The sequence below is a fragment of the Streptomyces sp. NPDC034084 genome, assembly GCF_055575535.1.
The window spans coordinates 1124018-1143073 of sequence record NZ_JBVISK010000001.1 but is presented as its reverse complement, the minus strand read 5'-3'; the positions used below and the strand labels follow the sequence as shown (position 1 = coordinate 1143073).

The following is a 19056-nucleotide window of genomic DNA, read 5'->3' as shown; positions in this document are numbered from 1 at the left end:
AAGTGGGGCGAGGAGGGTTCAGGCGAGAGGGATGGCCACGACGGACGTCTTGCCGGCGCCGATGATGCGCGTCCGTTCCTTGTCGACGACGAACCGGCTTGCGTCCGTCGGGAACACCCAGACCGAGCGCCCGGAGTTCGGGTCGATGGCGTTCAGACCGCCCCGTACGGGCGCGTACGCGTACCTCTCGCCGACCACGGGAGCGGCGAAGAAATCGGGTGTCAGCGTGCGGCCCGAGGGCTGCTCCGTCCAGCGCCTGGTGCCGAAGTCGGCCGTGACGGCCAGCAGACCCGGGGTGTCCCTCTTCTCGTGCGCGTATACGAGTCCGTTCGCCACGGTCGGGACGCCGTAGGAGGTGCCGGCCGAGCCGGAACCGTATTCCCAGACGATCTTGCCGTCGGTGAGACGCAGCGCCCGGAGACGGTCCCCGCCGAAGTACGCGTGGCGCTCGTCGATCGCGAGCTGACCGGGGATGTACTTGAAGGATTCCTCCAACGGCAGGCGGCGCTGCCACAGCTGGCGTCCGGTCTGCGCCTCGCGCGCCTGGACCAGGAAGGACTCCAGGTCGCCGCTGTTCTTGCCCAGGATCAGCCGGCCGCCGGCCACCTGGGAGAGCCAGGGACGGACGCCGTCCCATTCGTACGGCTGCCGCCACACTTCCTTGCCCGTGCCCAGGTCGACCGCGATCAGGTGCCAGCCCGTCTCGTTCACGTCCGAGTCGTTGCTGTGCGCGCCCCGCCGCGAGGCGGCGAAGAGCAGCCCGCCGCCGGTGGTGAGGAGTTGTGTGCCCGTGCTGGTGCCGTCGAAGCCCTTCAGCACGATGGTCCGGGCCGCCTCCTTGCCGGTGCGGGGGTCGAGCGTGCGGATCTTCAGGGCGCCCGGCCCTGTGTACGCGCCGTCCGAGACGTAGAAGTGCGTGCCGTCGGTGGTGACCTGGTGCGGCTCCATCACCATCCCGTCCGACCAGAGTTCGGTGCCGTCCTTCGTGTCCCGGACCCGGAAGGCGACCGTCTCGGCGAAGCCGACGACGTCGCCGGCGAGGAGCTGGGTGGTCGTCTCCTCGTTGTCCAACGACTCCCTCCGCCACAGCGCCGCCGGCGCCCCGTCCGAGGCGGTCGTCGCCGGGATGGCGGTCGGTCCGGCAGCGGACGGGGTGTTCACGGTGTCGTCCCGCGAGCCCAGCCACGCCCACACCCCCGCCCCCGCTCCCGCGAGGCCCAGCAAGGAGCCGCCGCCCAGGGTGAGGGCGCGGCGGCGGGAGAGCGGGGTGTGCGGGACCGTCGCCGTCGTCGCGGATTCCGCCGGGGCCGGGAGGCGGTGGGGCGCGTGCAGCCAGACGTCCGTGGCCTGGCGGGCGATGTCGGCGAGGAGCAGCGGCGGCAGGTGGTCCGCGAAGTCGCCGTGGCCGTCGTGCAGATGGTCCATCAGGGTGTGCGTCGTGGGGCGGGACGCCGGGTCCTTCGCCAGGCAGGCCGTCAGGAGGGGGAGTAGTCCCTCCGGTACGCCCGTGAGGTCGGGATCGGCGTAGCGGACGCGGTAGAGGAGGTCGGCCGGGGAGCCCGTGCCGAAGGGGCCGTGGCCCGTGGCGGCGAAGACGAGGACGCCGGCCAGCGCGAACACGTCGCCCGCCGAGGTGTGTTCCTCGCCGCTCGCCTGCTCCGGCGACATGAAGGCGGGTGTGCCCGCCGCCGCGCCCGTACGCGTGAGGTGGTCGTCGCCGGCCGCGCGGGCGATGCCGAAGTCGATGATCTTCGGGCCGTACGCGGTGACGAGGACGTTCGAGGGCTTCAGGTCGCGGTGGACCACGTCCGAGGAGTGCAGCTGGGCGAGGGCCCCGGCGAGCGCGGCGCCGAGGGCGCGGACGGTCGGTTCGGGGAGGGGGCCGCCGAGCGCGACGGCGTCGTCGAGGGGCGGCCCGAGGACGTACTCGGTGGCCAGCCACGGCGTCTCGGCCAACGGGTCGGCGTCGACGACGGCCGCGCCGTGCCGCGCGCCGATGATCCGCGCCGCGTCCGTCTCCAGACGGAAGCGCGCCCGGAAGGCAGGGTCGGCCGCGAGCCGGGCGTGCACGGTCTTGAGGGCGACGGTACGGCCGCCGGGCGTCCGCGCCAGGTAGACCGTGCCCATGCCGCCGGAGCCGAGGCGGGCGAGGAGACGGTACGTGGCGATGGCGGCCGGGTCGTCGTGGGTCAGGGGCGACAGCATGAGGTCAGGTCCGGGAAGAGGTGTCGGTGGGGAGTTCGGCCGCCAGGAGTTCGGACGACTGGCGGGCCAGCGCCGCCACCACCCGACCCGGCAGCCAGCCGGGGGTGAGCAGGGCGCCGGCCGAGTTCAGGACCGTCTGGTGCGGGGTGGGCGGTGCGAGGGCCGTCATCAGGTCGGCGGCGGTCGGGCGGTCCGCCGGGTCGCGGGCCAGGCAGGAGGAGATCACCGGCCGCAGGGCGGGCGGGAGTTCGTCACGTTCCGGCACGGTGTGGCCGGTCGCGGCGTACGCGAGAACCGCGCCGAGCGCGAAGACGTCACCCGGCGGGCGCGGGCGGCCGCCGGAGGCCTGCTCGGGGGCGAGCGCGCCCGGGTCGAGACCCGGCAGACCGGTCCGCCGCTCCCCGTCGGCGCCTGCCGCCCGCACCGCGCCGAAGCAGCTCAACCGGGGCCCGTCGGCGGTGAGCAGGACCGCGGCGGGGGAGACCCCGGCGTGCGTGAGGCCCTGCCCGTGCGCGGCGGCGAGCGCCTCGGCGAGGGCGGCGCCCACGGCCCGTACGGTCGCCTCGGGCAGCGGCCCGCCGCGCACGGCGAGGGCCACGGGGAGGGGGAGCAGGGGGAGGTAGGGGGTCGCGTACCAGGCGGGCTCGCCCGGGGCGGCCAGGTCCGTCACCGGCGCGATCCAGGGGCCGAGGAGGCGACGGGCCGCGTCGGCCTCCGTGGCGAAGCGGGCCGGGTCGGCGCCGGGCAGGGGAGCGTTCAGGACGACCGTGCGCTCCCCGTCCCCCGTACGGGCGACGAATCGGCGGTACGGGACGGCGGGGCCGGTGCGGCCCGGTGGGTCGAGGCGGGTGATCAGCCGGTACGGGCCGGTCCGGCGCGCGGAGTCCTCCCGTGTGCGCGACTGTTCCACGTGTACGTCCCCCCGTCGTTCCGGCGCCCCGTGACGACGGGGGCGGGACGAGCCTACCGAGGCGGGAGTGGCAGGCCTTGCCCGGGGAGAGAGGGGGAGCGGGCCTGGACGCGGGGCGGAAGCCGGTCGACCTGCCGGCAGGTCATCGGCGCGCGGAACGTGGACGCGCTGCGGGACGAACCCGGCAACGGCTCACGCCCGCACGCCCGGTCGCTCACGGGCTTGAAGGGCCGGCTGCTCAGGGAGGCGCGGGTGAGGGACGCCGCCACGGGGACGGTCTCCGGCGGGTCGTTTACCAGGCGGCGGAGCCGATCACCCCGCTCCCGGGCGGGCTGACGGTATGGCCCGTCAGTCCTCCGCCGTCTCGGCCGCCGGCCCCAGCTGGGACAGGAGCAGCAGGGTCGTTCGGGTGATCAGCGCCGCGAGGAGGATCGTCGCGAGGCCGTCGACGTGGAGGTGGGCGATCTTCGGGCCCAGCCAGGAGAGCAGCCACCAGATCAGGGCGTCCTGGACGAAGCCGGCGAGGCCGAAGACCAGGAGGGCGGGGAGCGGAACGCGGCCCGACGGGCCGATGAAGATCACCTGGGTGAGGACCGTCATGACGACGGCCGCCATCAGGACGGCGAGGAGCGCGTCGATCGTCTCCGTACCGCCCAGCGTGATGCCCGGCAGCAGGCCGCAGGCGAGGCCCACGCCTATGAGGACGCCCAGTCTGCGTCTGCCCTGATCGTTCATGGGCGGACTGTGGCACACCGTACGGCGCGCTGTGAAGATCCCGTGAGGGAGCTCTCTCGGAGACCGTGATCGGAATCGAACCGACGTAACTCGCTTTGCAGGCGAGCCCCTCAACCACTCGGGCACACGGTCGTGTTGTGCACGAGTACGACCGTAGGGCGGGGGCCGGGAGGGGCTCAAGGGTTCCGGGGGGTGTGCCATACGACTGCCACACCGCCGCAACAATCGGTTCGCGGTCGTAGGTCCAAGGGCCGAGCGGGACCGGGACTCCTGACAGGAGCCAACCCCGGGGTCACCTCTTACCCTGGGGGGATGAGCGCCCTCGAACCCCGCGACGCCGACGTCGCCCCCACCCCCGGACCCCCTGCCGCACACGGCGACACCAAGGGGTCCGTCCTCGACCCGGACCACCGGGCGCTCAGCATCGGCATGGTCTCCGTCGTCCTGCTCATCGCCTTCGAGGCGACCGCCGTCGGCACCGCCATGCCCGTCGCCGCCCGCGAACTGCAGGGCATCCCGCTCTACGCCTTCGCCTTCTCGGCGTACTTCACCACCAGCCTCTTCGGCATGGTCCTGGCCGGCCAGTGGTCCGACCGGAGCGGCCCGCTGGCGCCCCTCACCACCGGCATCAGCGCCTTCGCCGCCGGGCTGTTCCTCTCCGGGACCGCCGGGGCCATGTGGATGTTCATCCTCGGCCGGGCCGTGCAGGGCCTCGGTGGCGGCCTCGTCATCGTCGCCCTGTACGTCGTCGTGGGCCGGGCCTACGCCGAACACCTCAGGCCCGCGATCATGGCCGCCTTCGCCGCGAGCTGGGTCGTGCCCTCCATCGTCGGCCCTCTCGCCGCCGGGACGGTCACCGAGCAGCTCGGCTGGCGCTGGGTCTTCGTCGGCATCCCCGTCCTCGTCGTCTTCCCGCTGGCCCTCGCCCTTCCCGCGATACGCCGCACCGCCTCGGGCCCCGCCGACCCGGAGGCGCCCCCCGCTTCCTGGGACCGGCGCCGGATCGTGCTGGCCCTCGGCATCTCGGCGGGCGCGGCGCTCCTCCAGTACGCGGGCGAGGAACTGCGGCCCCTCGCCCTCCTGCCCGCCGCGGCCGGTCTCGCGCTGCTCGTGCCCGCGGTCCGGGGCCTGCTGCCGCGCGGCACCTGCCGGGCGGCCCGTGGCCTGCCCTCCGTCGTCCTGCTCCGCGGCATCGCCGCCGGGTCCTTCATCGCCGCCGAGTCCTTCATCCCCCTGATGCTGGTCTCCCAGCGCGGTCTCAGCCCCACCCTGGCCGGCTTCTCCCTCGCCCTCGGCGGCCTCACCTGGGCGCTCGGTTCCTGGATCCAGTCCCGGCCGTGGACGGAGCCGTACCGGGAGCGGCTCGTCGTCGTCGGCATGCTCCTCATCGCCCTCGCGATCGCCGGGGCGCCCAGCGTGCTGATCACGTGGGTACCGGCGTGGACGGTCGCGGTCGTCTGGGCCTTCGGCTGTTTCGGCATGGGCTCGGTGATCTCCTCGACCAGCGTGCTCCTGATGCAGCTCTCGGCCCCCGAGGAGGTCGGCGCCAACTCGGCCGCGCTCCAGATCTCCGACGGCCTCTCCAACGTCCTGCTCCTCGCGGCCGGCGGCGCGGCCTTCGCGGCGCTCGGCGGCGGCGCGGTCGGCCACGCGATGGACAGGGGCACGACCGGCGGCTCCCACCCGGCCGCCTTCGCGGCCGTCTTCCTGCCGGTGGCGGGGGTGGCGGCGGTCGGGGTCTGGGTGGCGACGCGGCTGCACGCGGCCGGGTCGGGGACCGGAGCCGGGGCCTGAAGCTTCGGTGCCATTTCGACCCCATCCGGTGGTACCGCTCCGGTATGGCCTTGAACCTACGTCTCCGCGACGACCAGACCGAGGCGCTCAAGCTGCGCACCGAGCAGGAGGGCACCAGCCTCGCCATGGACGGGATCCAGCTGCGCACCGACATCGACACGGCGGAACGCCTGGTCATCGCCGTCGCGACCGGTGAGACCGACGAGGTGAAGGTGCGCGCAGGGACTGCGTGAGCTGATCGACGACCACGCGAGCTGAGTCACAACCGGATCGCGCCCACCCTGTCGCGTACGACGTCCCGGCCGGGTCGCCGGTAAGGTGGCCCGGTTGTCATATCTGGACTGTCCTTTCGTGACGAACGTCGAACCCGGAGATCGTGACTACCACCGCCACCTCCTCCCATCACCTTTCTCCCGCCTTCCCCGGACGGGCCCCGTGGGGTACCGCCGGCAAGCTGCGCGCCTGGCAGCAGGGCGCGATGGAGAAGTACATCCAGGAGCAGCCCCGTGACTTCCTCGCGGTCGCCACGCCCGGCGCCGGCAAGACCACCTTCGCCCTGACCCTCGCCTCCTGGCTGCTGCACCACCACGTCGTGCAGCAGATCACCGTCGTCGCCCCCACCGAGCACCTCAAGAAGCAGTGGGCGGCCGCGGCGGCGCGGATAGGGATCAAGCTGGACCCCGACTACAGCGCCGGACCGCTGAGCAAGGAGTACGACGGGGTCGCCATCACGTACGCCGGTGTCGGCGTGCGGCCCATGCTCCACCGCAACCGTTCCGAGCAGCGCAAGACCCTCGTCATCCTCGACGAGATCCACCACGCCGGAGACTCCAAGTCCTGGGGTGAGGCCTGCCTGGAGGCCTTCGAGCCCGCCACCCGGCGCCTCGCGCTCACCGGCACCCCCTTCCGGTCGGACACCAACCCGATCCCCTTCGTCACGTACGAGGAGGGGAACGACGGCATCCGGCGGTCCTCGGCCGACTACACCTACGGCTACGGCAACGCCCTCGGCGACGGCGTCGTGCGCCCGGTCATCTTCCTCTCCTACAGCGGCAACATGCGCTGGCGGACGAAGGCCGGAGACGAGATCGCCGCCCGCCTCGGCGAGCCGATGACCAAGGACGCGATCTCGCAGGCCTGGCGCACCGCCCTCGACCCCAAGGGCGACTGGATGCCGAACGTGCTGCGCGCCGCCGACCAGCGGCTGACCGAGGTCCGCAAGTCCATCCCGGACGCCGGCGGCCTCGTCATCGCCTCCGACCAGGACTCGGCCCGCTCGTACGCCAAGCTGATCCGCGAGATCACCGGTACGAAGGCCACCGTCGTCCTCTCCGACGACACCGGCGCCTCGAACCGCATCGACGAGTTCAGCGAGAGCACCGACCGCTGGATGGTCGCCGTCCGCATGGTGTCCGAGGGCGTCGACGTCCCCCGCCTCGCCGTCGGCGTGTACGCGACGACCATCTCGACGCCGCTGTTCTTCGCCCAGGCCGTCGGCCGCTTCGTGCGATCCCGCAGGCGCGGCGAGACCGCGTCCGTGTTCCTTCCGACGATCCCCAGCCTCCTCGGTTTCGCCAACGAGATGGAGGTCGAGCGCGACCACGTCCTCGACAGGCCGAAGAAGGCGGGCGAGGACGAGGACCCGTACGCCGAGTCCGAGAAGGAGATGGCCGAGGCCGAGCGCCAGCAGGACGAGGACACCGGCGAGCAGGACATGCTGCCCTTCGAGGCGCTGGAGTCCGACGCCGTCTTCGACCGCGTGCTCTACAACGCCGCCGAGTTCGGCATGCAGGCCCACCCCGGCAGCGCGGAGGAGCAGGACTACCTCGGCATCCCGGGCCTCCTCGAACCCGACCAGGTCCAGCTGCTCCTCCAGAAGCGCCAGGCCCGGCAGATCGCGCACAGCCGCAAGAAGCCGGACACCGAGGCGGACCTCCTGGAGCTCCCGGCGGAGCGGCGGCCCGTCGTTTCCCACAAGGAGCTGCTCGAACTGCGGAAGCAGCTCAACACGATGGTCGGCGCGTACGTCCACCAGAGCGGCAAGCCCCACGGCGTGATCCACACCGAGCTGCGCCGGGTGTGCGGCGGGCCGCCGAGCGCGGAGGCGACGGCGGGGCAGATCCGGGAACGGATCAAGAAGGTGCAGGAGTGGGCCACGCGGATGCGGTGAGCCCCCGCACGTGAGTGACCGAGGCCCGTACGCCGGTGTGCGTACGGGCCTCGCGCGTACCGCGATCCGGCGTCCCCTACCTGCTCGTTACGGGCATGACAAAGCCGATCTTGTCTGCCGAAGGTCCCGAATCGTCTCTATCCGGTCGCCGGCGCCCGGATTCTGGACGAGGTCTTCCGCTGAGCGGACCGCGCCGCTACTGTCCCGGCTCACAAGCAATCGCCCCGTGGCAGCGCCGCCGCGGAGCGCAGCCGGTGTACCCCTTCCTGCCGGCGGCCTCTGACGTGCGTCGCCGCGGGACCGGCGCCGTAACTCCGTGAGAGCCCGCCGCCACTCACCCCGAAGGAGAGGGCGTCGTGACCGCGGAGACCTCCCAGACGCTCGACCGGGGACTCAGAGTCCTCAAACTGCTCGCCGACACCGACCACGGCCTGACGGTCACCGAGTTGTCCAACAAACTCGGCGTCAACCGGACCGTGGTCTACCGGCTCCTCGCCACGCTCGAGCAGCACGCCCTCGTCCGCCGCGACCTCGGCGGACGCGCCCGCGTCGGCCTCGGCGTGCTGCGGCTCGGGCGTCAGGTCCACCCCCTGGTACGGGAGGCCGCGCTGCCGGCGCTCCGTTCACTCGCCGAGGACATCGGGGCGACCGCCCATCTGACCCTCGTCGACGGGGCGGAGGCGCTCGCGGTCGCGGTCGTCGAACCGACCTGGACCGACTACCACGTCGCCTACCGGGCCGGCTTCCGGCACCCGCTCGACCGGGGCGCTGCCGGCCGGGCGATCCTCGCCGCCCGGCACGGCGGACTGACCGAACCCGGCTTCACCCTCACCCACGGCGAACTGGAGGCCGGCGCGAGCGGCGCGGCCGCCCCGCTGGTCGGCGTCACCGGCGTCGAGGGCAGCGTCGGCGTCGTGATGCTCGCGGACGCGGTACCGGAGCGGGTGGGGCCGCGGGTGGTGGACGCGGCGCGAGAGGTCGCCGACGCGTTGCGCTAGAACGCGCGGCGGGGGTGGCCAGGGCCTGCGCAGTGCCCGCCTGTGGGCTGCGCCCGCACCCCATCGCCTTGCGGGACGCCTGCCCACGACCTGGGGGCGCCGTCGTGGGTTGTGCCCACCCGTTCCGCCCCGGCGGAACGCATGCCCACGACCCCGGTGCGGCGCCCTCGGGGGCCGCCCCCGAAGAGGCCCATTCCCCGACGGAACGCCGGCGGCGGGGTCAAGGGGCCAGGAGGTGGGTCAGCGGCGTCGGCGCGTGGTGGACCGATTTGCCCGTGCGGGTGGTCGTGAGCAGGCCCGCCGCCCGCAGGGCCCGCGCGTGCGCCGACGCCGTCGCGTTGCTGACGCCGAGGCGGCGGGCCAGTTCCGTGGTCGTGAGGGGTTCCGTCAGGGCGCGGAGGAGTTCGGCGCGGGTCCGGCCCAGGACCCCGGCGAGGGCGTCCTCGCCGGGGGAGGGGGCGAGCGGCAGGCCCCCGCCCGCCGGGTACGTGAGGACCACCTCGTGCCCCGGCACGTCCTGGACCAGTGGCCCGCCCCGCCAGTGGAACGTGGGCAGCAGGACCAGGCCCCGCCCCGCCAGGCGGACCTCGCGCGAGGGGCCGGGCCAGGACCAGACGCCGTCACGGAGCCCCGGCGCCAGGGCCGTCAGGGCCGCGCCCAGACCCCGCTCGGCGACCGTCAGCGCGTGCCGCGTCAACTCCGCCCGGTGCAGGTCCTGGACCAGCGGCCACACGGGCGCCAGAACCGTCTCGTACGCCGCCCGCTGCGCCCGTTCCAGCACCCGCCACGCCTCCGGGCTCCCGCCGTGCAGGCCCCGGATCCAGCCCGGCACGGCGCCCTGCCCCGCGTACACCCGCTCCAGCTCCGACCGTACGACCTCCGGCCGCACCGCCCGCATCAGCGCGAGGCCCTCCTGCCGCGTCCCGCCGAGGACGTCGAGGAAGTACGGGGCCACCCCGCCCGGCACCAGGTCGGCGAGCGGCTCGGCCGCGGCCGGCAGGGCACGCAGCACTCTGCCCCGCCAGCGCCCGAAGAGCAGCTCCTCGTGCGGGGCGCCCAGCATCATCAGGGCGGCGTGGAGTTCCGGCACGGGGGACGGCCGGGGCGCGAACCGCACCCGGGTGAGGTCCTCCGCCGTGAAGTGGATGCGCAGCAACCCTCGGCCCTCCCCGCGCCAGCTTTTCGGGTACAGGCTGAAGCATCGTGCTCCGCCCCCGTCCCGCCCCAGGATGCCGTGCATGACACCGCACCCCGCACCCAGCCGCCGCACCGTCGCCAAAGGCGCCCTCCTCGGTGCCGCCGCCGTCCTGTTCGGCCCCTCCGTCGCCCGGGCGGCGGACGGGCCCGCCGCGCTCCGGCTGCCCCCGCCGACCGGCCCCCACCCCGTCGGGATCCGCACCTTCGCCCTGACGGACACCTCCCGCGACGACCCCTGGGTGTCCGGCGCGCGGGAGGTGATGATCAGCGTCCTGTACCCGGCCCGTACCGTCCGCGGCTTCCCGCGCGCCCCGCAGCTCACCCCCGCCGAGGCCGAGGTCTTCGCCGACCTGGCGCCCCTGGCGCGGCCCGGCCTGCCCGCCGCCGGTGTCGAGTGGGGCGCGGTCCTCACCCACGGGCACGTGGGCGCGCCCCCGCTCCCCGGGCGCCGCCCGGTGCTGCTGTACACCCCGGGCGGCGGTGACTCCCGCACCTTCGGCACGACCCTCGCCGAGGACCTCGCGAGCCACGGCCGCGTCGTGGTCCTCGTCGACCATCCCGGCGACGCCGGCCAGGTGGAGCTGCCGAGCGGGCTGCGCTGGACCGTCCTGACCGGGCCCCCGGACCCGGCCACCTTCCGCACCATGATCGACACCAGGGTCGCGGACCTCCGCTTCGTCCTCGACCGGCTCGCCGGCCTGCCCCTCGCCCCTCTCATGGACCCGCGCCGGATCGGCGTGTACGGGCACTCGGCGGGCGGCACCGCCGCCGTCCACGCGCTCGCCGGCGACGACCGGATCGCCGCCGGGATCAACCTGGAGGGGTACCTCGACCTCGACCCGGAGCTGGTGGCGGGCCTCGAACGGCCCCTGCTCATGTTCCGCACGGACGGCTTCGAGGGCTCCGCGCGCATCGAACGCTCCTGGGCGGGGATCCCCGCCCGCCGCGTCCTGCTGCCCGACGCGAACCACTGGATCTTCAGCGACTACGCGCACCTCGTCCCGCAGCTCCAGGTCGCGGGGCTCGTCACCGCCGGGGCCAGGGCCGCACTCGTCGGGGCGGGGGACACGGCGGCGGCGACGGCCGTCGTACGGCACGGGGTGCGGGCCTTCTTCGACCGGCGGCTCCGGGCGCCCGCGCCCCCGGCCTGCCCCCGGCGCGCGCCCCAGTAGATTGGGGGCGTGCTCTCCCGCCTCTCCCGCCCCCGCGCCCTCGCGCTCTGCGCCCTGCCCGTCGCCGCGCTCTTCGCCGTCGTCGGGCTCGCGCCCCTGCCGTACGCGATCGCGCAGCCCGGCTCGACCGCCGACGTGCTCGGCGCGGACAAGGGGCGGGAGGTCATCACCATCACCGGCGCCCCGGTCCGGCCCACCGAGGGGGAGCTGCGGATGACGACGATCATCGCGACCGGGCCGTCCACGGACGTGGACCTCGGGGACGTGGCCGACGCCTGGTTCCGGACCGACCGGGCCGTCCTGCCGCACGACTCCGTCTACCCCTCGGGGAAGTCGGACGCGGAGATCGAGAAGCACAACCTCGGGCAGATGAAGCAGTCGCAGGACGCGGCCACCCTCGCCGCGCTCGGGTACCTGAAGAAGGATCCCGGGAAGGTGAAGGTGACCCTGCACCTCGCCGACATCGGCGGGCCCAGCGCCGGACTGCTCTTCTCCCTCGGCATCGTCGACAAGCTCGACGGCGACGGGGCCGGCGGCGACCTCACCGGCGGCCGGACCGTCGCCGGTACGGGCACGATCGAGCCGGACGGCGCGGTCGGCGCGGTCGGCGGGGTGTCCCTCAAGACGCAGGCCGCCGCCCGCGACGGGGCCACCGTCTTCCTCGTACCGAAGGACGAGTGCTCGGAGGCGCTGGCCGAACAGCCGAAGGGCCTGCGGCTCGTGCCCGTCACCGGGCTCAGCGACGCGGTGGCGTCCCTGCGGGCCCTGGAACAGGGACAGGAGTCGAAGGTCCCGAGCTGCTGAGCCCGCCGCCCCTGCCCCCGGCCGGGGTGCCGCGCGGCGCGTCCATCGCCCGCCAGGACGGGAAGACCAGCGGGCAGAGCGTGGCCAGGAAGTACAGCCCGCCCAGGGCGAGCAGTGTCGTGGTGATGCCCGCCCGCTCCACCAGGAGACCGGCGGCGAGCCCGCCGAGCGGGGTCGTCAGGAGCACACTGGCCGTACTGGCGCTGCCCACCCGGCTGCGCAGCTCGACGGGGACGGTCTCGTAGAAGACCGCGCTCAGGATGGGGTTGAGCACCCCGGCTCCGAGACCGCCGAGCGCCATCACCACGAGCAGCGGCGGGGTGGAGTCGGTGAGGGCGGCCGTCACGTACACGGGGGCGCCGCAGAGGAGGAAGCCGACCGCGAGGACCGGGCGGCGGGGGAAGCGGTGGCCGACCGCCGCGTAGAGCAGGGCGCCGACGAGGGCGCAGCCGCCGAAGACGGAGACGAGCAGGCCGAGCGCCGCCGACCCGCCGAGCTCCTGCCGGGCGTGCACCGGCAGCAGGACCGAACTCCAGCTCTGCGAAAGGCCGTTGGTCACCATCACCATGAGGTTGGCGCCGAGGAGCAGCCGGGTGCGCAGCATGAACGAGTAGCCCTCGCGCAGGTCGGCGCGGTACACGCTCAGGGACAACGGCGGTGCCCCGCGCACCGGTTCGGCGGACGGGATCCCGCGCAGGCCCACGAGGACGAGGAGCGCGGAGACGGCGAACGTGGCGGCGTCGACGTACAGGACGGTGTCGGCGCCGAGGACCGCCACGAGCAGGCCGGCGAGCGCGGCGCCGGTCATCCGGGCGCCGCGCGAGACGGCGTCGTAGAAGCTGGTGGCCCGGGAGAGCGGGGTGCCGGCCCGCTCGGCGAGGTCGGGCGTGAGGACGTTGCGGGCGGTCTCGCCGGGGGCGTGGAAGAGGCCGGTGACGGCCATCAGCGCGCACAGCATCCAGAACCGGAGCACTCCGGCGTGGTTGAGCAGCGGGATGGCGGCGAGTGCGAGGGCGCAGACGAGGTCGGAGGCGATGGAGACCCGGCGGCGGCCGATCCGGTCGATGACGGGGCCGCCGACGACGGCGGAGAGGATGACGGGCAGGGCGGCGCAGAAGGCGACGAGGCCCGCCTTGCCGGGGCTGCCGGTGGTCTCCAGGGCGAACCAGGGGACGGCGATGAGCGTGAGTGAATTGCCGCTGATGGAAATGGCGTTGGCGGCCAGGACCGTGGCCAGTGGTGTGCGGTCGCGCCGCGTCGTCCTCATGTGGTCTTTCCCCGGTGTCCCCGTTCCCCCCTGCGCGGTCATGCGGCCGCGGTGGCCGGGCGGCCGGCCGGCGCGACCAAGCGCAGGCCCAGCTCGACCAGCGTCCAGCCCAGTCGGGCGCGGAGCGCGGGGACGCGGGCGGCGGCGCGGGACGGGGCGAGCGGCAGGGCGGCGGCGGCCTCGCGCCGCAGCTCCGCGGCGGCCGGCGCGTGCAGCTGGAGATGGATGTCGGCATGCATGAGGTGGGGTTCCTTCCGCGGGTGCGGGTGCGGGTGCGGGTGCGGGGTGGTCACGGTGCGGCCGTGCGGGAGAGCCGGGTCAGTCCTCGCGCTGCGGGAACGCGTGGAAGTGGATCCGTACGCGCTCGGCGTCCGGCGCGTCCTTCTCGGCGGCGTCCCGGTACGACTCGATGAGCGCGTGGATCCGCTCGTCGAGCTCACGCAGCTTCTCGGGCGGCAGGCGGAGCGTGAAGTCGCTCATGTCGGAGGCGCCGAGCCAGCTCTCGTGCCAGTCGTGGCGGGTGCCGAGGTAGGTGTTGAGCTCCTGGGTGTGGATGTTCGCGATCTCGTGGGTGTAGACCGCGATGGCGCCCCGCACCTCCGGGTCGGGGTTCTTGTAGAGCGACTCGTCGAAGGTCGTGGACTGCAGGGTCGCCCGCCACCACCGCTCGCGGCCCTTGCCGCGCGTCGGGTCGTCCTCGACGAAGCCGTGGGCGGCGAGCTGGCGCAGGTGGTAGCTGGTCGAACCGCTGGACTCGCCGAGGCGCTCGGCCAGTTGGGAGGCGGTGGCGGAGCCGCTGCGGCGCAGGACGCGGAGCAGCTGGATACGGAGCGGGTGGGCGAGTCCGCGCAGGGAGCGGGGGTCCAGGGCGGGGCTCGGCTGTTCCTCGGCTTCGGGCATGCCTGAAGCGTAGAGTTGCAAAGAAGTAGTTGCAAGGGGTTCTTTGCAAGGTTCTTTTTGCATCAACTCCTTTGCATCACCTGCTTGGTGTCACTTGCTTCGTGTCACCCCTTTGCGTCACGTCGTCCGCACGGACGGCGGATGTCGCTACGGCAGCGGCTCCCCGCTCGCCGCCTGCTCCACCAGCGGGATGATCCGCAATGGCACCGGGTTCTCCATCACGATCGCCGTGGACGCCCGTACGATCCCCTCGAAGGCCACCACCTTGTCGATCACCCGCTGGAGGTCCGCGTTCGAGCGGGCGACCAGCCGGCACAGCATGTCGCCGTGGCCCGTCGTCGTGTGCAGCTCCAGGACCTCCGGCACCGTCGCCAGGTGCCCCCGCACGTCCGCGCCCTGGCCCTGCTTGATCTCCAGGGTCGCGAAGGCCGTCACCGGATAGCCGAGCGCCGCCGGGTCCACCTGCGGGCCGAACCCACGGATCACCCCGCTCGCCTGGAGCCGGTCGAGCCGCGCCTGCACCGTGCCGCGCGCCACCCCGAGGCGCCGGGAGGCCTCCAGGACGCCGATGCGCGGCTCGCGCGCGAGCAGCGCGATCAGCCGGCCGTCCAAATGATCGATCGCCACAGCGGCCTCCCCATGGTCAGGATGTACAAGTCGCACGGCCATACTCGCGGGTCGCTGTACAGCTTGACCAGTGGATCAGCAAACTCTTGCGCACCTTGCCGAACGGCGGGACATTGCTGCCATGGCAGATACCTCGATGACTATCGATCCCAACCCTTCCACCGCGCGTGAGGCCGATCCCTTCCCGGTCAAGGGAATGGACGCGGTCGTCTTCGCCGTCGGCAACGCCAAGCAGGCCGCGCACTACTACTCCACGGCCTTCGGCATGAAGCTGGTCGCCTACTCCGGACCGGAGAACGGCAGCCGCGAGACCGCCAGTTACGTCCTCACCAACGGCTCCGCCCGGTTCGTGTTCACCTCCGTCATCAAGGCCGCGACCGACTGGGGCCGCTTCCTCGCCGAGCACGTCGCCGAGCACGGCGACGGCGTCGTCGACCTGGCGATCGAGGTCCCGGACGCCCGCGCCGCGTACGCCTACGCCGTCGAGCACGGCGCGACCGGCATCACCGAGCCGTATGAGCTGAAGGACGAGCACGGCACCGTCGTCCTCGCCGCCATCGCCACGTACGGCAAGACCCGCCACACCCTCGTCGAGCGCTCCGGCTACGACGGCCCGTACCTGCCGGGCTTCGTCTCCGCGAACCCGATCGTCGAGCCCCCGGCCAAGCGCACCTTCCAGGCCATCGACCACTGCGTCGGCAACGTCGAGCTCGGCAAGATGAACGACTGGGTCGGCTTCTACAACAAGGTCATGGGCTTCACGAACATGAAGGAGTTCGTGGGCGACGACATCGCGACCGAGTACTCGGCGCTCATGTCGAAGGTCGTCGCGGACGGCACCCTCAAGGTGAAGTTCCCGATCAACGAGCCGGCGATCGCGAAGAAGAAGTCGCAGATCGACGAGTACCTGGAGTTCTACGGCGGCGCCGGCGTCCAGCACATCGCGCTCGCCACGAACGACATCGTCGCCTCCGTCCGCGCCATGCGGGCCGCGGGCGTGCAGTTCCTCGACACCCCCGACTCGTACTACGACACGCTCGGCGAGTGGGCGGGCGAGACGCGCGTGCCCGTCGAGATCCTGCGCGAGCTGAAGATCCTCGTCGACCGTGACGAGGACGGCTACCTGCTGCAGATCTTCACGAAGCCGGTCCAGGACCGTCCGACCGTCTTCTTCGAGATGATCGAGCGCCATGGGTCGATGGGCTTCGGCAAGGGCAACTTCAAGGCCCTGTTCGAGGCGATCGAGCGCGAGCAGGAGAAGCGCGGCAACCTGTAACGGCCACGGGAGGGGTCCCGGGGGCACCCCCCCGGGACCCCTCCCGCATGCCGCCGGTGGTGGACCCACACGGGAGCGGGCGCGACCCCGGCTCACGCGGGGGACGGGCCGGGGCGTTTGGTGCCGGTCGCACTCGCCGGCTTCGTGGTCGGCTCGGGGCGGAGCTCCGCCGGGAGTTCGTCCGGGAGTTCGCCCAGGGCCGTCAGCGCCTCCTCCGCCTTCCGGGCGTGCAGCGGGGAGAACGCGGGGTTGATCCGCAGCGCCTCCTCCAGGTGGCGGCGGGCCGGGGCCGTCTGGTCCAGGGCCCGTTCGATCTCACCCCGGTGGTACGTGAAGAGCGCGCTCCGCAGGCCCTCCTCGGTGGCCCGTCTCGCGTACCCCAGCGCCTCCTTCGACGCGCCCGAGCGGTGCAGCGCCCACCCCAGAGCGTCCGCCACCCGCACCGAGCGGTGGCCCCGCGCCCACTCCGCCCGCAGCCGGACGGCCGCCGCGGCCGGGTCGCCGTGGTCCGCCTCGAGCAGGCCGAGAGCCACCTCCGCCCCCGACCACGAGCCCGTCCGCAGCCGTTCGTACAGGGCCCGCGCGTCCCCTTCCCGGCCCAGCGACTCGTACAGCTCGCCCGCCTCAAGGAAGTAGTCCGGCAACGGCAGCCGCGCCAGCGCCGCCCGCCAGTCGCGCACCGCCTCGGCCGTGCGCCCGAGGGCCGCCAGCGCCCGCGCCCGGCCCGCGAGCGACGGCCCGTGGTCCCGTACGAGCCGCAGCGCCGCCCCGTACCGCCCGAGGGCCTCCTCCGGCTCGCCCCGCTCCCACGCCAGGTCCCCGAGCCGCGCGAGCGCCGCCGTCTTCTCCGGGTCCGTCTCCGCGAGCGCCGCCGCGTCGAGGGCCGCCGCGTCGGCGTCCTCGCGCCAGCCCCGGTCGCGGTACGTCTGCGCGGCCCTGGCCCGCACCACCGCGCCCGCGTGGAGCTTTTCCAGGCTCTCCATGGCCTTCTGGGCCGCCGTGTACTCCCCGAGTCCGTTGTACGCGTCCATCAGGACCGGGTACACGGGCCACCGGCGCGGGTCGGCCTTCCGCACCCGCTCGCCCCACTCCCTGGCCGCCCGCCAGTCGCCCCGCGCCCCCGCGAGCGCCCCGAGACCCAGCTGCGCTTCCAGATTGCCGCGCGCGGCGGGCCGTTCGGCCAGCGAGCGGCGCAGCGCCCGCTCGGCGCGCGGATAGTCCCGTACGTCTCCGAGCCGGCTGCCCCGCTCCGTGTACGCCGCGCCCAGCTCCGCCCAGGACGCCTCGTCGTCCGGATGGGCCCCCAGCCACGTCTCCCGGTCCGCGATCAGCGCGGCCAGGTCCGGGAGCGCGGCCTGCGCGCCCGCGTGGGCGGCGCTCACCGCCCGCTCCGCCGGACCGGGCGGGGGCGGCGGCCCCTGGCCGGCGAACTGCGGTACGTACAGCAGCGCCGTCGCCGCGAGCACCGCTCCCACCCCGGCGGCCAGGACCGTCCTCGACACGTTCTCGGTCTTCATGGCGCTCACTGTGCTCCCGTCCCCGCCTGTACGAAGAGCACACGAAGCGCTCCCTCCGGGGAGTTCACACCGATGGCCCCGGGTGCCACGCTGGACGCATGGACGATCTCCAGAAGGACGACCTCACGGCGCGGCTGCGCGCCGGGCTCCCCGCCGAGGCGGTCCTCACCGATCCGGACGTGACCGCCTCCTACGCACGCGACATGGCGAGTTTCTGCGCGGCCGGCACCCCCGCGGCCGTCGTGCTCCCGCGCACGGTCGAACAGGTCCAGCACGTCATGCGCACCGCGACCGAACTCCGCGTCCCCGTCGTCCCGCAGGGCGCCCGCACGGGCCTGTCGGGCGCCGCCAACGCATCCGACGGCTGCGTCGTGCTCTCCCTCGTCAGGATGGACCGCATCCTGGAGATCAACCCGGTCGACCGGATCGCCGTCGTCGAACCGGGCGTCGTCAACGCCGTGCTGTCCCGCGCCGTCGCCGAACACGGCCTCTCCTACCCGCCCGACCCCTCCAGCTGGGAGAGCTGCACCATCGGCGGGAACATCGGCACCGCCTCCGGCGGCCTGTGCTGCGTCAAGTACGGGGTCACCGCCGAGTACGTCCTCGGACTCGACGTCGTCCTCGCCGACGGCCGGCTCCTGCGCACCGGCCGGCGCACCGCCAAGGGCGTCGCCGGCTACGACCTGACCCGGCTCTTCGTCGGCTCGGAGGGCAGTCTCGGCATCGTCGTCGGGGCCGTCCTCGCGCTCAAGCCGCAGCCGCCGGCGCAGCTCGCGCTCGCCGCCGAGTTCCCCTCCGCGGCCGCCGCGTGCGAGGCCGTCTGCGCCGTCATGGAGGGCGGCCACACCCCTTCGCTGCTCGAACTCATGGACCGCACCACCGTCCAGGCGGTCAACAAGCTGGCGCGCATGGGTCTGCCCGACACCACGGAGGCGCTGCTCCTGTGCGCCTTCGACACCCCGGACCCGGCCGCCGACCTGGCCGCCGTCGGGGAACTGTGCACGGCGGCGGGCGCCACCGAGGTCGTCCCGGCCGCGGACACCGCCGAGTCCGAACTCCTCCTCCAGGCACGCCGGCTCTCCCTCACCGCCCTGGAGACCATCAAGTCCGCGACGATGATCGACGACGTGTGCGTGCCCCGGACACGGCTCGCCGAGATGCTCGACGGCACGGCGGCGATCGCGGAGAAGTACCACCTGACCGTCGGCGTCTGCGCGCACGCGGGCGACGGCAACACCCATCCCGTCGTCTGCTTCGACCACACCGACGAGGACGAGTCGCGGCGGGCGCGGGAGTCCTTCGACGAGATCATGGCGCTCGGGCTCGCCCTCGGCGGGACGATCACTGGCGAGCACGGCGTGGGCGTCCTCAAGAAGGAGTGGCTGGCACGGGAGCTGGGGCCGGTCGGCCTGGAGCTCCAGCGCGGGATCAAGGCCGCCTTCGACCCGCTGGGGCTGCTCAACCCCGGAAAACTGTTCTGAGTT

The 19056-nt window shown here is 73.6% G+C and carries 17 protein-coding genes and 1 tRNA gene; 8 read left to right on the top strand and 10 right to left on the bottom strand.

The features are described 5' to 3' along the window. Nucleotides 1-18: 18 nt before the first annotated feature. The 4 genes from ACZ51I_RS05205 to ACZ51I_RS05190 form a co-directional block, all read right to left on the bottom strand. Entirely contained in the window at nucleotides 19-2205 is a 2187-nt protein-coding gene (locus tag ACZ51I_RS05205; RefSeq protein ID WP_468871589.1) for a protein kinase domain-containing protein, read from the bottom strand. 4 nt (nucleotides 2206-2209) lie between these two features. After that, entirely contained in the window at nucleotides 2210-3115 is a 906-nt protein-coding gene (locus tag ACZ51I_RS05200) for a protein kinase family protein (protein ID WP_468871588.1), read from the bottom strand. 348 nt (nucleotides 3116-3463) lie between these two features. Beyond that, entirely contained in the window at nucleotides 3464-3850 is a 387-nt protein-coding gene (locus tag ACZ51I_RS05195) for a hypothetical protein (RefSeq protein WP_468871587.1), read from the bottom strand. A gap of 60 nt (nucleotides 3851-3910) precedes the next feature. After that, nucleotides 3911-3982, bottom strand: a tRNA-Cys gene (locus tag ACZ51I_RS05190). Between the two features lie 180 nt (nucleotides 3983-4162). On the opposite strand from ACZ51I_RS05190, the gene ACZ51I_RS05185 reads away from it, so the two are divergent. The 4 genes from ACZ51I_RS05185 to ACZ51I_RS05170 all read left to right on the top strand — a co-directional run bounded on the left by ACZ51I_RS05185 (nucleotide 4163) and on the right by ACZ51I_RS05170 (nucleotide 8812). Next, nucleotides 4163-5644, top strand: coding sequence for an MFS transporter (locus ACZ51I_RS05185; protein WP_468871586.1), 1482 nt, complete (start codon nucleotides 4163-4165; stop codon nucleotides 5642-5644). A 44-nt stretch (nucleotides 5645-5688) separates the two neighbouring features. Beyond that, a complete protein-coding gene (locus tag ACZ51I_RS05180) occupies nucleotides 5689-5877 on the top strand; it encodes a hypothetical protein (protein WP_468871584.1) in 189 nt (62 codons plus the stop codon). Nucleotides 5878-6017: 140 nt separating this feature from the next. Continuing rightward, the gene (locus ACZ51I_RS05175) at nucleotides 6018-7814 is read left to right on the top strand and encodes a DEAD/DEAH box helicase (protein WP_468871702.1); all 1797 of its coding nucleotides are present in this window, start codon (nucleotides 6018-6020) and stop codon (nucleotides 7812-7814) included. Between the two features lie 356 nt (nucleotides 7815-8170). Further along, the gene (locus ACZ51I_RS05170) at nucleotides 8171-8812 is read left to right on the top strand and encodes an IclR family transcriptional regulator (RefSeq protein WP_468871582.1); all 642 of its coding nucleotides are present in this window, start codon (nucleotides 8171-8173) and stop codon (nucleotides 8810-8812) included. A gap of 220 nt (nucleotides 8813-9032) precedes the next feature. Here ACZ51I_RS05170 and ACZ51I_RS05165 read toward each other — a convergent pair whose 3' ends face one another. Continuing rightward, entirely contained in the window at nucleotides 9033-9968 is a 936-nt protein-coding gene (locus ACZ51I_RS05165) for an ArsR/SmtB family transcription factor (protein ID WP_468871581.1), read from the bottom strand. Nucleotides 9969-10050: 82 nt separating this feature from the next. On the opposite strand from ACZ51I_RS05165, the gene ACZ51I_RS05160 reads away from it, so the two are divergent. Both ACZ51I_RS05160 and ACZ51I_RS05155 read left to right on the top strand, forming a co-directional pair. Further along, nucleotides 10051-11181 carry an alpha/beta hydrolase family protein gene (locus ACZ51I_RS05160; protein WP_468871579.1) on the top strand — a complete coding sequence of 377 codons (1131 nt, stop codon included), beginning with the start codon at nucleotides 10051-10053 and terminating at the stop codon, nucleotides 11179-11181. A 9-nt stretch (nucleotides 11182-11190) separates the two neighbouring features. Further along, complete coding sequence (locus tag ACZ51I_RS05155; RefSeq protein WP_468871578.1) at nucleotides 11191-11985, top strand: S16 family serine protease; 795 nt, start codon at nucleotides 11191-11193, stop codon at nucleotides 11983-11985. Here the strand turns inward: ACZ51I_RS05155 and ACZ51I_RS05150 are convergent. From ACZ51I_RS05150 to ACZ51I_RS05135, 4 genes are all read right to left on the bottom strand, one after another. Beyond that, the gene (locus ACZ51I_RS05150) at nucleotides 11918-13252 is read right to left on the bottom strand and encodes an MFS transporter (RefSeq protein ID WP_468871577.1); all 1335 of its coding nucleotides are present in this window, start codon (nucleotides 13250-13252) and stop codon (nucleotides 11918-11920) included. The two genes, ACZ51I_RS05155 and ACZ51I_RS05150, sit on opposite strands and share 68 nt — an antisense overlap. Before the next feature lie 38 nt (nucleotides 13253-13290). After that, a complete protein-coding gene (locus ACZ51I_RS05145; RefSeq protein WP_468871576.1) occupies nucleotides 13291-13491 on the bottom strand; it encodes a hypothetical protein in 201 nt (66 codons plus the stop codon). Nucleotides 13492-13570: 79 nt separating this feature from the next. Beyond that, nucleotides 13571-14152, bottom strand: coding sequence for an ArsR/SmtB family transcription factor (locus ACZ51I_RS05140; protein ID WP_468871575.1), 582 nt, complete (start codon nucleotides 14150-14152; stop codon nucleotides 13571-13573). A 147-nt stretch (nucleotides 14153-14299) separates the two neighbouring features. After that, nucleotides 14300-14779: an Lrp/AsnC family transcriptional regulator gene (locus ACZ51I_RS05135; protein WP_468871574.1), complete on the bottom strand. Its 480-nt coding sequence runs from the start codon at nucleotides 14777-14779 to the stop codon at nucleotides 14300-14302. 136 nt (nucleotides 14780-14915) lie between these two features. Here ACZ51I_RS05135 and hppD point away from each other — a divergent pair, with 136 nt between their 5' ends. Then, nucleotides 14916-16055: a 4-hydroxyphenylpyruvate dioxygenase gene (hppD, locus tag ACZ51I_RS05130; RefSeq protein ID WP_468871701.1), complete on the top strand. Its 1140-nt coding sequence runs from the start codon at nucleotides 14916-14918 to the stop codon at nucleotides 16053-16055. 92 nt (nucleotides 16056-16147) lie between these two features. On the opposite strand, the gene ACZ51I_RS05125 is transcribed toward hppD, so the two are convergent. Next, a complete protein-coding gene (locus ACZ51I_RS05125; protein ID WP_468871573.1) occupies nucleotides 16148-17572 on the bottom strand; it encodes a tetratricopeptide repeat protein in 1425 nt (474 codons plus the stop codon). A 98-nt stretch (nucleotides 17573-17670) separates the two neighbouring features. On the opposite strand from ACZ51I_RS05125, the gene ACZ51I_RS05120 reads away from it, so the two are divergent. After that, nucleotides 17671-19053, top strand: a complete 1383-nt coding sequence (locus tag ACZ51I_RS05120; RefSeq protein WP_468871572.1) for an FAD-binding oxidoreductase — start codon at nucleotides 17671-17673, stop codon at nucleotides 19051-19053. Nucleotides 19054-19056 lie beyond the last annotated feature (3 nt).